We start from the raw sequence: 10,744 nt of genomic DNA on the forward strand, positions 1-10,744 counted from the left end.
CTATACGTTTGATTATGTTTGTATATATTTAGTTATATATAGTTATTTATTATTCATAATGTACTTCGAAAAAAAATACAAAAAAAATCCTTCTAGGCCTTGTAATCGCCTAAAAGGATTTTATGGACTGGGCATTAATTCTTCATTCGTGGATCCAGCACATCCCGCAGACCGTCCCCCATGAGATTGAAGCCCAGCACAGTCAGCATGATGGACAAGCCGGGAAACACTACCGTCCAAGGAGCTTTCTGGATAAATTGCCGGGAGTCAGAGAGCATCTTGCCCCACTCCGGGTCAGGCGGCTGGGCACCAAGGCCCAGGAAGCCAAGGGCAGCGGCTTCGATGATGGCCGTGGCAATACCGAGTGTACCCTGCACAATAATCGGTGTCAGACTGTTAGGGAGAATATGAGTAAGCAGAATACGGGTGTTGGTCATCCCGATCGCTCTGGCCGCCGTAATATACTCCTCCGACTTCAGCGAGAGAACCTTCGCCCGCACAAGCCGGCCATAGGATGGGATATTTACGATCGCAATAGCATACAGCGCGTTCTGTAAGGAAGGTCCAAGGATTGCCACGATCGCAATAGCGAGCAGAATACTTGGAAAGGCAAGCAGGATATCGAACAGGCGCGAGATCAGCATATCAATCCATTTACCGTAGAAGCCAGCTAATATTCCCAGAAACGTTCCCGCTATAATGGATCCGATGACCGAGAAGAAGCCGACCCACAGCGAGATACGTGCCCCATATATAATTCGCGTGAACATATCTCTCCCCAGATCATCTGTACCAAACCAGTGATCAGCCGACGGCGCTTTTAGCCGGTTAACCAGCTCCTGCTCTTTGAAGCCGTACGGCGCGATAAGCGGCGCCAAGAGCGCTATCAGCACAAAAAACACAATAATGCATAGTCCAAGCATAGCTGTCTTGTTCTTGCGGAAAGCCTTCCACGCATCGCGCCAAGGTCCGGATACCTTGTCGGCAGGTTCAGCCTTAGGTGTTACATTCATTGATACCTGTCCCATGGTTCATCCCTCACTTGTAATTGATGCGCGGATCGATAGCAGCGTAGAGCAGATCCACAAGCAGATTGATCACAACAAAGATAAAGGCAATGATCAGGATCCCCGTCTGAATGACCGGATAGTCACGGGAACTAATCGCCTCAAATATATATCTTCCTACGCCCGGCCAAGCAAAGATCGTCTCGGTCAGCACAGCACCGCCGAGAAGAGCGCCTGTCTGCAAGCCTATTACCGTCAGCACAGGAATCAGTGCATTCTTGAGCGCATGCTTGTACACGACCAGGAATTGCGACATACCCTTGGCTTTTGCCGTACGAATGTAGTCTGAATTCATAACCTCCAGCATGCTGGAACGGGTCATCCGGGCAATAATCGCCATCGGAATTGTGCCCAGTGCGATGCTTGGCAGGATTAAGTGCTTAATTACGGTCCACAGCTGTCCCCACTGTCCAGCGATGATGGTGTCAATCACATAGAGATTGGTGATACTCTCGACCGGATTGCGCTGGTCCATCCTTCCTATTGAGGGAAGCCAATGCAGCTTCAGCGCAAATAGCAGCTGCTCCATCAGCCCAAGCCAGAAGATCGGCATGGAGACGCCAATAAGTGCAATGACCATCGCGGTATAGTCAAACCATGAATTTTGCCGCCAGGCGCTCAGAATCCCCGCATTGACACCTACAATGGTTGCGAACAGCATACTGGCAGCCGTAAGCTCCAGCGTAGCTGCAAGGTAAGGCATAATTTCTTTGGCAATCGGCGTCTTGGTTCGTATGGAGGTCCCCAGATCCCCTTGCAGCAAATCACCCATATAGTTGAAATACTGCTGCAGCCAAGGCTTGTCCAGACCGAGCTGCTCCCGAAGCGCCTGCTTCGACTGCTCCGTGGCCTTTTGACCTAGAATGGTTTCTGCGGGATCACCCGGAATGGCATGAATAATGGAAAAAACGATAATTGTCATCCCGATCAACACAGGGATTAGAACCATAATGCGTTTTAATAGGTAGGAGTTCAAGTTCGGCTCACCTTCCAAAGTTCCTTAAGCATAACTTGCCGCCCTGTTGCAGCGGCGGCAAGGAAATGCTTAGGGAGCATACTATTCGAAGTAAATTTCGCTGTAATATTCCGTACCTGTCGGACCTGGGACATAACCCTTCAGATTGGCTTTAGCAGCCAGTAGAGGCGTAGTATGCACCAGCGGAATCCAAGGCGCATCCGCTTTGATGATTTCTTGAGCTTGCTTGTACAGATCGGAACGTTTGGCCTGATCCGTCTCTTTCTGGGCATTAATCAGGAGAGTATGCAACTCCTCATTTACGTAGAAGGTACGGTTGTTGCCTGGAATCGCATCCTTGTCGAGGAGCGTGTACAGGAAGTTATCCGGATCCCCGTTATCACCTGTCCAGCCAAGCATGTAGATATCATCTTTATCTCCGGCTTTGGTATCATCCAGATAAGTCGCCCATTCCGGGGATTCAATAACCGTTTTGACGCCGATTTTTTCCCAGTCAGCTTGAATGGCTTCCGCTACCTTTTTGCCGTCAGGCATGTATGGCCGGGATACAGGCATTGCATATAGCGTCACAGTATCCGGCAGGCCATCAGGGTATCCGGCTTCCGCCAGAAGCGCCTTGGCTTTATCCAGATCGTATTCGTAATCCTTCACGGCATCGTTATATCCCCACAGTGATGGAGGCATTGGATTCACTGCGGCAGTAGCCTGGCCTGAGAAGAAGGCATCGATAATAGCTTGTTTATTCACAGCATAATTCAGCGCTTGTCTTACTTTTACATTATCAAAAGGTTTCTTCTTGAAGTTGAAGCCGAGGTAAGCAACATTGAACGGCGGACGCTCTATCTTCTGCAGTTCAGTATTACCTTCAAGCGTGGACAGATCATCCGGGCTCAAATCCTCCATGAGATCGATCTCGCCGTTCTGCAGGGCATTGAAGCGCGCCGAGTTGTCCGGAATAGAGCGAACAATGACTTTGTTCAGCTTAGGAAGGCCTTCTTTCCAGTAGTTAGGGTTCTTATCCAGCGTAATGGAATCATTGTGCTTCCATTCGGTGAAGACAAAAGGCCCGGTGCCTACAGGCTCATTTTTGAAGTTTTCTTTCTTTTCTTTAATAGCTGTTGGACTGGCAATCCCGAACGAGGTCATCGCAATATTTTGCAGGAATGGTGCCTGAGGCTGGTTGAGTATAAATTGTACGGTTGTGGCATCTACAGCTTTTACTTCCTTGATCACACGGCTGCCGTCCGGACCGAACATGGAATCATAATAATCAAAAGAATCGCCCTCGAATTTGAATTCACTTGCCGGATCACTCCAGCGGGTGAAGTTGAACACTACAGCTTCTGCGTCAAAATCCGTTCCATCGTGGAACTTTACACCCGGATGCAACTTAAAGGTGTAAGTCAGACCATCCGCCGAAACCTCCCAGCTGTCAGCAAGCGAAGGCTGCACTTCAGAAGTCCCCGGTTTGTACTCCAGCAGGGAGTCAAATACCTGATGGGCAATCTTCAGAGATTCGCCGTCGGTGACAATGGCCGGATCCAGCGAGGCAGAGTCGCCGCCGCGTCCCACAATCAATGTGTCCTGCGTAGTTGCTGCTTCAGGTGAGCTCTCCGGTGCCGTGGTTGCCGCTGCATTCGAGCCAGCAGTTGCTTCTGTAGCGGAATTGTTGTTACCTCCGCAGCCGCTTAATGTCAAAACCGCCCCCAGCGTTACTGCCAGTGCAAGACTACTCCATTTCTTCATCTCTAGAAAACTCCCTTCTTCGATTAAAAGTGTTAAAACGTTTATATGGAGCCGCGCCAAAGCGCTGCCATATACCAGGGCTAATGATCGCTTAAGAAAGTGTCTTCTTCGCTGAATAATTCTAGGCTAATTGAGTATGGGCCTCTGGGGTATACAAGTGACATGCGGTTAAGTGTCCATCCCGAGTCTCCAGTAGCGGGGGTCTTACATTACGGCAGACATCCATTACCCGCGGGCAGCGTGTATTGAAGGCACAGCCTACCGGGGCATTCGCAGGGCTTGGCACCTCTCCCTGCAGAATGATCCGTTCCTTGCGGATATCCGGATCAGGTTCAGGCACTGCTGACAGCAGCGCTTGAGTATAAGGATGTTCAGGCTGGTCGTATAGTTTGTTCTTATCGGTAATTTCTACAATCCGTCCTAGATACATTACGGCGACACGATCACAAATATGCTTCACCACACTGAGATCATGGGCTATGAATATGTAGGTTAGTCCGAATTCTTTCTGTAGATCCTGCATTAGATTAATGACCTGAGACTGGATGGACACATCCAGCGCAGATACGGGTTCATCAGCGATAATCAGCTTCGGCTGCAAGGCCAGCGCTCTGGCAATCCCGATCCGCTGGCGCTGACCGCCGGAGAACTGATGCGGATACCGCTGAAGGTGAGCTTTGGCCAGACCTACAACATCCGCCAGCCGCTCTACTGCGGCCCGCCGTTCTTGTGCATTGCCTACGCCATGCACAATCAGGGGTTCTTCCAGGATACGCTGCACGGTATTGCGCGGGTCCAGTGAAGAGAACGGATCCTGGAAAACAATCTGCATTTCCCGCCGGCGCTTCCGCATCTCTTCCATAGACAGCTTCCTAATATCCTGGCCTTCAAACCAGATTTCTCCCGCGGTAGGCTCAATCAGACGAAGCAATGAACGTCCGGTTGTCGATTTGCCGCAGCCGCTCTCCCCTACAAGGCCAAAGGTCTCACCTTGTTTCACTGTGAAGGAAATATCATCTACCGCCTTGACATAAGCCTCAGTCTTATTGAAAAAACCTTTATGGATCGGATAATATTTTTTGAGGTTCTTGACCTCCAGCAGATTCTCACTCATACCGCATCCTCCTGTTGACTATCATGCAGCCAGCATCTGCAGCTGTGATTCTCATCCTGCAGCTTCAGCTGTGGAAGCGATTGACGGCAGATCTCCATTACATTCGGGCAACGGGGTGCGAACCGGCATCCCTGCATTTCCTTGCTCAGGATAGGAACATTCCCGGGAATGGAATACAGCCGTTCCCTGGTTTCGTCCATTCTTGGTACCGACTCAATAAGCCCACGAGTATACGGATGAAGCGGGTTCTTGAAAATATCCCTTACGCTACCTTCCTCCACCACCTTGCCGGCATACATCACGGCGACCCTATGGCACATCTCCGCTACCACGCCAAGATCATGAGTGATGAGCATCACCGCTGTCCCCTGCTCCTCGTTAAGCTTGCGGATCAGATCCAGAATCTGTGCCTGTATCGTTACATCAAGTGCCGTCGTCGGCTCATCGGCAATGAGCAGTTCAGGACTGCAGGAGATCGACATCGCAATCATCACCCGCTGCCGCATTCCTCCAGACAATTGGTGGGGATACTCATCAATAATAGCCTCTGGCCGTGGAATACCTACCTTGCTCAGCATATCCACGGCATGTGCACGCGCTTCCTTCTTGGAGAGCCCCTTGTGCAGCCGGACAGTTTCTATAATTTGCTGGCCTACAGTAAACAAAGGATTAAGAGAGGTCATCGGTTCCTGAAAAATCATCGACACAGCGTCACCGCGGATTTTCCGCATTTCTTTTTCCTTCAAAGGAACGATATCCTGGCCCTTCAGCCAAATATGTCCACTCACTATTTTGCCCGGCGGATTCGGAACGAGCTTCAGAATGGACAGCGAAGTAACGCTTTTCCCGCAGCCCGACTCTCCAACCACACCCAGAACCTCACCTGGATTAATATACAGATCTACACCGTCCACAGCCGGCACTTCGCCTCGGTCGGTAAAAAAATGAGTGTGAAGATCCTCAATTCTCAAAATGGGCTGGATCAAGATCATACCTCTCTTCTACTTAAAAATTGAACAAAGGTCAAATGAGAGAATAGTGAGTTATCTCATAGACGGCAGAATCATTAACCCAAACCTGACATCATGCGGCAGAAATGTGAGTAAAATAAACATAGTTGTTATTTAATGTATAACATTACTATAGAAATCTATTGTAGACAAGGAGAATTTACGCATTTAACTAACATTAGTGGTTATAACGGAATAAAATAATTCCTGTTAAAATAAATCTTGTATTATTTGTATAGTGACAACCATTTCTCCAGTTGATTTCTTAATAACTCCCGATAATATTGAGGCTCGAGAATCTCCGCTTCTTCTTCGAATTTTAAGATCCAGCGTACAAAACCAATATCCTGTTCCACCGCCACCTTAAAATAAACACACCGATTCTGACGGTCTACCCTTACAGGTCTGACGAACATATCCTCATTCTTGATCCGTTCCATCATCCGTTCCGAAAACCTGATCTTGAACTCTACCTGCAGACTGTCCTGATCCAGAGACCATTTCTTCTCCATAAAAGCCTGCAAATCAAATTCCTCTTTGGAAAACCAGTGATTCGTTGGCTCCACATGTAGGAACCCGCCAAGATGAAACGTCCGGATAATCCCGAACCGATGACAAAAACCGATTAAATGATAACGATTTTCCAAGGGAACAAGACAGTAGGGATCAATCTGGATGCGTCTTTCTTCATAGGAATTGTAACTATAGTCGGCCAGAATACTGCTTTGCTTCATAATGGCAGCCAATATTTCAGTTAGAAAAGGAGGAAGCTCATCCTGGGGTCCGCTTCTTTCCACCCAGAGCGGTCCTGCTTCTTTATTGGCAGTTTCCATAGTCTCTTCCCTTTCTGCCTTCTGCTTGTAGGCTGCGGCCATTACTTTCTCATAGGCGCTCTCAAAGCCTGGAGGCAGCAAGGGCTTGATATCATCCATCATGTCGCGCAGCTGTGAAAATGCGGCCGATTCTTCATCCGACCAATCCAGAGGATATAGAGCAAAATTTCCTATAAACGTATATCCTTTTCCATGTCCCAAATGGGTTATAGGGATATGCATGGCACTGAGTGCATCCATATCCCGGTATATCGTTCTCTCGCTGTTGCCGCAGCGTTCCGCCAGTTCCCGGGCCAATATTCCAGGCTTGGCTTGTACCAGCGTAATGATGCGCATTAACCGGATCAATCGGTCTGTCATTTTCAGTTCCCCTTGATTTCATGGTAAAATAGACCCATTATTTTTGATAAAATAGTTATATAAGACTATAAATATTGATCTTATAACCGAAATTAATAATTATAATAGAACTATTTTACTATATTACCACATCTATAAATTACACCAGCCGTCAACTAATCCAAGTAAATGTTAATGAAAATTGATCTTATGTATGTACTGGCAGGACTACCATGCAGCCCTATCTTGTAGAAGTCTTCCTCCATACCGGAGTCTCAGCGTCAAGCTGTTTATACACGGTTTCTGCTTCCTTCACAAGCTGCAAATCTCCTGATCTTGCCGCCAGAAGCAGCAGATCGTCTGCTTGCCTCCGAAGATGCTCAAGGTCCTTATGTATAAAGCTTTTTGTCTGCTGCCACAGCGTTTCTTCCAGCATTTTTTCGGTTTTAAGCAGTTCCAAGTGCTTTTTCACATGGAAGCAGCATTGTTCAGACAAAACATCTGTATGATTCGAATATTCCATACTCAGTTTTTTCAAGGGTAGCTCGCGAATACGTTCTACAGGAGGCTGCTTATACTGCCACTGTAGCCATAGAGCTTCGTGTAGTCCTGCCGGTTTGGCTGCCATAGCGAATTCTAAGGCGATAAATTTGCGCGATTTGGAATATATTTTCCCAAGACGTAACAGTATCGATCGTCCTTCCCCGGTCTCTGCACTACAGCCATAGCATGTATTGAAGGTCACATGACTCTCCAGCCATATTCTAAGTTCGATCTCACGGGCTACCACCTTCCTGCCTCGCTTACGCGATTCCTCATGCTCTGAAATCCCTTTCCACTCTATGAGCAGAACGACATTTTGGGCTCCGCCGGCTAAAATCCGTTCCTGACTCCATGTAAATATGGGCTGAATACTTGCTTGCATATTTCCACCTCTTTCTTTTTTTGGATCTTCTATTAATGTACCAATATTGGCGGACAACTCCTTGTCATGGAATATATGTTCGGTCCTATAATATCGACAAAAAAGAGGCATTCTCCTGGTAAAACAGAGTGCCTCTTTGTGAATAGTCATTCCTTTGTCTAAATGTGACGAATAATCCCCATAATTTTAGCGATTTGTTGCGTTTCTCCTATTCCGTACCCCATCAAAAAAGAACCCCAGTGCCCATTTCGCACATAACAGCGAGAACACAAAAAACAGGATTGCCCAGGCAATTGCAGGCAGCGGTGTAAGTCTTGCCAGATTGGCTGCATCTCCTGCACGCCCAGGTGTAAATACTGCTGCCGATACCAGAAACAGGGTACCCGTGACGGATTCCTCCAGGGTCAGAAAAGCCAGAAACAAATAATAATATTTACCGGCCTTCGGCCAGACAAACAGCATAATCAAATTCAGCAGGATGAACCCGCTCAGCCATAACATTCCGAAACCACCCCGTACGTACAGGACAAGCATGATCAGGGCAACCGAGGTTGCCATGATTAGCCCCCATGTATACCGTCCTATATTATATAAATAGAACAGCAGGAGCGAGAATACAGAAGCCAGCAAGTAACCCGCAAGGGATATGAGAATTGCTTTGCCACCCGCTTCTATGGCTGAATAGGTTACTCCGCTGTGATCCGCGTACAGCTCAATCCGCAGAACACTGCCCGAGAGCACAAGCGTCACCAGCGCATGACCAAATTCATGGAACATAGTATCGAGATTGCGGAACAGGGAGGAGAAGGGTATCCATCGCGTTAGTAGTGCAGAACCTGCTAGAAACAACAGGGTTTTGAGCCATTTATTCATTGCATACAGCCCCTTTCCGTTCAAAGTATACTTTAATTCAAGCGGTAACGATAGATCGTAGATTACGCTATTGCCGTCTCTACAGAAACCAGCAATCTTCCGGCAAGAAATAGAAACCATTAGGCGTCTTATACTGTATTACGGATAGTGATGGTTATCCCATAACGCGCGAATATTGTCTTGCTATGCTAAAATAAGAGGGAAGGCTAACCTAATACAGGTGGTGATTCTAATGAAGCAAAAAGTAAAACGCACTTATGCCAAGCTGTTGTCTTCAGCTCTGCTGCTCCTGGGATTGTCAGTCCTCTTTCCCTCTCCTGTGGCAAAAGCTAATTATTTCAATGATATATATAATGGATTGCAGAGTTTCTCAGAACTTCCTGGTGAGGTTAATCAGCTGCAAGAGAGTTACCAGCAAACGACGGAGGAGCTTCAGCAGACCAAAGACCAATTGGACCAGACCCTGCAGCAGATGGCGGAATATCAGACCCAGAACGCGGCTCTGCAGGAGCAGAACCGTCAGCTTAGCCAAGTAGTCAATGAACTGAAAGATGACCGCACCGCGAGGGAAAAGTACTATAACCGGATCAAAAATACGGTGATTACCGGAATTGCGCTCGTACTCGGTTACTTCCTGCTGATCCGGGTGCTGCGGCTGGGCATGCGCCACCGGTCCAGAAAAGGTGACCGCCTGCATTAATGAGTACATGAGGGAGTGTTAACTATGAACGTCGATATTCAGGATGAAGGCGACAGTGGGAGCGGACAAGCCTTAGCCTTCACTGTAGAAGAGAACGAAGAGCTTCATGTACTGCATCCGCAACAGATTATCGCCTATCAGGGCCCTTCTTCAGGCCGTGCCGACCGGTTCATGGATGTTAAAGGAATGTACCGCAAACGCAAACTGATCCGCTCGGATATGACAGGTCCCTGCCGCTTCGTCGCCGCCTTGCCTCCCGGCTACCGCGTCAAAACCTTCCAATTGGACGGTAAGAGCGATTTGCTCTATGACTTCAGGCATCTGTTCTTCTACAGTAAAGGAATCACTATGCAGACAAGAGTGCTAAGCATGAAGAATATGTTTGTGACCCGCGACATTATCAAGGTCAAATTCTCCGGACCGGGAAGTATCGGTATTCTGACTGAGGGAACAGTATGCGAGGCCGAGTTGCATCCCTTCGATCCTATATATGTAGATGCTGGCAGTATCATCGCTTATCCCGAAAATGCCAAGCTTGAGCTAACGGTCTACGGAAATCACTTAGCCAGCCAACATATGAGCTACCACTGGAAAATGACCGGTCATGGGCCGGTGATGTTTCAGGCTGGACGCCAGAGCCGGCGCTTTGAACGTGACAATAATGAAGATGGCATTATCAAACGCTTTCTGCGTGAAGCTCTGCCTTTCGGTGGAGTGTTCATTAAGTGAATCTGTAACAAAAGAGCGCCCGCGATTAGTATGGGACTGCACCCTGTTTGTGAGACAGTGATCAAAACACCTTGCAAGTTTAAGCAGCCAGTCGCCGAAAATCTACCGGCGACTGGTTATTTAGTTTCGCTTGAATTCGAATTGAGTTATAGTAAGTGATGTAGTCTCGAACGGTCTGTTCAACGATTGCAGTCGTTGTACACCTAAGATCTTCGAGGTAGAACGTTTCAGACTTTAGGGTGGAATGAAACGACTCAATGGGGGCATTATCAGCGGGCGTTCCTTTACGGGACATGCTCATGGTAATGCCTTTTCCTTTTACTGCAGCCTGGTACATCTGAGACGTGTACACGCCGCCCTGGTCGCTGTGGAGCAACATGTTTGTCAACTCTGGAAGTTGGTCCAGTGTATCCAACACCAAGGATGTATCCT

General features: G+C 47.9%; 11 protein-coding genes. 2 read left to right on the forward strand and 9 right to left on the reverse strand.

From position 1 onward, the window contains the following. Positions 1-134: 134 nt before the first annotated feature. The 8 genes from nikC to AC0MA3_RS11375 all read right to left on the reverse strand — a co-directional run bounded on the left by nikC (position 135) and on the right by AC0MA3_RS11375 (position 8,883). Complete coding sequence (gene nikC, locus AC0MA3_RS11340; protein ID WP_379154481.1) at positions 135-1,028, reverse strand: nickel transporter permease; 894 nt, start codon at positions 1,026-1,028, stop codon at positions 135-137. Between the two features lie 10 nt (positions 1,029-1,038). Continuing rightward, complete coding sequence (locus tag AC0MA3_RS11345; protein WP_474656244.1) at positions 1,039-2,043, reverse strand: ABC transporter permease; 1,005 nt, start codon at positions 2,041-2,043, stop codon at positions 1,039-1,041. A gap of 81 nt (positions 2,044-2,124) precedes the next feature. Then, complete coding sequence (locus AC0MA3_RS11350; protein WP_379154474.1) at positions 2,125-3,789, reverse strand: ABC transporter substrate-binding protein; 1,665 nt, start codon at positions 3,787-3,789, stop codon at positions 2,125-2,127. A 121-nt stretch (positions 3,790-3,910) separates the two neighbouring features. After that, on the reverse strand, positions 3,911-4,903 hold the full coding sequence (locus AC0MA3_RS11355; protein WP_379154471.1) for an ABC transporter ATP-binding protein: 993 nt from the start codon (positions 4,901-4,903) through the stop codon (positions 3,911-3,913). Further along, complete coding sequence (locus tag AC0MA3_RS11360; protein ID WP_474656245.1) at positions 4,900-5,889, reverse strand: ABC transporter ATP-binding protein; 990 nt, start codon at positions 5,887-5,889, stop codon at positions 4,900-4,902. The genes AC0MA3_RS11355 and AC0MA3_RS11360 overlap by 4 nt, the downstream gene beginning before the upstream one ends. Positions 5,890-6,140: 251 nt before the next feature. Continuing rightward, complete coding sequence (locus AC0MA3_RS11365; RefSeq protein WP_379154465.1) at positions 6,141-7,106, reverse strand: helix-turn-helix transcriptional regulator; 966 nt, start codon at positions 7,104-7,106, stop codon at positions 6,141-6,143. 220 nt (positions 7,107-7,326) lie between these two features. Further along, positions 7,327-8,010: a hypothetical protein gene (locus AC0MA3_RS11370; protein WP_474656246.1), complete on the reverse strand. Its 684-nt coding sequence runs from the start codon at positions 8,008-8,010 to the stop codon at positions 7,327-7,329. A 186-nt stretch (positions 8,011-8,196) separates the two neighbouring features. Beyond that, entirely contained in the window at positions 8,197-8,883 is a 687-nt protein-coding gene (locus AC0MA3_RS11375) for a M50 family metallopeptidase (RefSeq protein WP_474656247.1), read from the reverse strand. A gap of 232 nt (positions 8,884-9,115) precedes the next feature. On the opposite strand from AC0MA3_RS11375, the gene AC0MA3_RS11380 reads away from it, so the two are divergent. Together AC0MA3_RS11380 and AC0MA3_RS11385 are read left to right on the forward strand one after the other, a co-directional pair. After that, the gene (locus AC0MA3_RS11380) at positions 9,116-9,583 is read left to right on the forward strand and encodes a hypothetical protein (protein WP_379154456.1); all 468 of its coding nucleotides are present in this window, start codon (positions 9,116-9,118) and stop codon (positions 9,581-9,583) included. Between the two features lie 24 nt (positions 9,584-9,607). Next, entirely contained in the window at positions 9,608-10,312 is a 705-nt protein-coding gene (locus AC0MA3_RS11385) for an AIM24 family protein (RefSeq protein ID WP_379154453.1), read from the forward strand. A 79-nt stretch (positions 10,313-10,391) separates the two neighbouring features. On the opposite strand, the gene AC0MA3_RS11390 is transcribed toward AC0MA3_RS11385, so the two are convergent. Continuing rightward, positions 10,392-10,744 (reverse strand): transposase (locus AC0MA3_RS11390; RefSeq protein ID WP_474656248.1); only part of this gene is annotated, 353 nt, incomplete at its 5' end.

It is taken from the genome of Paenibacillus sp. LS-5 (assembly GCF_056121505.1).

Coding starts and splice junctions, on each gene's coding strand:
- AC0MA3_RS11385 (WP_379154453.1), top strand. CDS start 9,608: ATGAACGTCGATATTCAGGATGAAGGCGACAGTGGGAGCGGACAAGCC.
- AC0MA3_RS11350 (WP_379154474.1), bottom strand. CDS start 3,789: ATGAAGAAATGGAGTAGTCTTGCACTGGCAGTAACGCTGGGGGCGGTT.
- nikC (WP_379154481.1), bottom strand. CDS start 1,028: ATGGGACAGGTATCAATGAATGTAACACCTAAGGCTGAACCTGCCGAC.
- AC0MA3_RS11375 (WP_474656247.1), bottom strand. CDS start 8,883: ATGAATAAATGGCTCAAAACCCTGTTGTTTCTAGCAGGTTCTGCACTA.
- AC0MA3_RS11380 (WP_379154456.1), top strand. CDS start 9,116: ATGAAGCAAAAAGTAAAACGCACTTATGCCAAGCTGTTGTCTTCAGCT.
- AC0MA3_RS11365 (WP_379154465.1), bottom strand. CDS start 7,106: ATGACAGACCGATTGATCCGGTTAATGCGCATCATTACGCTGGTACAA.
- AC0MA3_RS11355 (WP_379154471.1), bottom strand. CDS start 4,903: ATGAGTGAGAATCTGCTGGAGGTCAAGAACCTCAAAAAATATTATCCG.
- AC0MA3_RS11370 (WP_474656246.1), bottom strand. CDS start 8,010: ATGCAAGCAAGTATTCAGCCCATATTTACATGGAGTCAGGAACGGATT.